General features: G+C 32.7%; 2 protein-coding genes. Both read left to right on the top strand.

The window, feature by feature from the left end; all coding sequences use genetic code 11:
* The first annotated feature begins 4 nt into the window (after positions 1-4).
* Positions 5-448: a hypothetical protein gene (locus tag HMPREF3237_RS04325; RefSeq protein ID WP_070888962.1), complete on the top strand. Its 444-nt coding sequence runs from the start codon at positions 5-7 to the stop codon at positions 446-448.
* Positions 449-457: 9 nt separating this feature from the next.
* The coding region (locus tag HMPREF3237_RS04320; protein ID WP_070888961.1) for a hypothetical protein at positions 458-885 on the top strand (428 nt) is incomplete at its 3' end.

Raw genomic sequence — 885 nt, 5'->3', positions numbered from 1 at the left:
ACAAATGGCACAATTTGAAGATAAATTTATGGAAATCCAGATTGAAATGGTTTCATTAGCTATGGAATATGTCCAAAATCAAGCAGATAAAATTTTTATTTATTGCGTTGCGTATGGTTTTTATAGATTTGATGTATTTTTTAAAACTAATAATCATTATCTAGATAGAGATGAGATTTCGGATCACCTACCTAATAAAATAGATAGTTCAGATGAAATTCAGTTTAGTCTATTAGGAATTGGGGCACAAGATATAGAAAGAATGGTTAAGCTGTGCGAAGAGTACAATCGTGAACACCCAACTGAGATGTGGTTGATTTATGATGTACAGAAAAACAGCCTTGATAGTCGCTATAGCTATGAGGGGCGCTATGACAAGGATGAGGAATTAATTCCACGTCTAGAGTTTGAAAAATGGTTTGAGGAAGTAAAAGAACAGGAATTGTAGGAGTTACAAATGACACAATTTGAAGATAAATTTATGGAAGTTCAGGTTAGCATGATTTCATTAGCAATGGAATATGTTCAAAATCAAGCAGATAAAATATATATCTATGCGATAGCGGACAGTTTGTATAGTTTTAATCTATTTTATAAGATTAAAGGAAATATTGTACATAAACACTTAGTAAATGATTTTTTACCTACAAAATCACTCATTGATACCAGTTTACAATCTCTCTTGTTGAAAGAAGGTGTCAAGGATGTAAAGGCAATGATTGATATTTGCCAAGAATATAATCGTGAGCATCCAACTGAAATGTGGTTGATTTATGATGCTCAGAAAAACAGCCTTGATAGTCGCTATAGCTATGAAGGCCGTTATGACAAGGATGAAGAGTTGCTTCCAAGTCTAGAGTTTGAAAAATGGTTTGAGGAAGTAAA

This window comes from Streptococcus sp. HMSC34B10 (assembly GCF_001839505.1).
Classification (GTDB): domain Bacteria; phylum Bacillota; class Bacilli; order Lactobacillales; family Streptococcaceae; genus Streptococcus; species Streptococcus peroris.
This window is presented reverse-complemented; position numbering and strand designations above follow the sequence as displayed.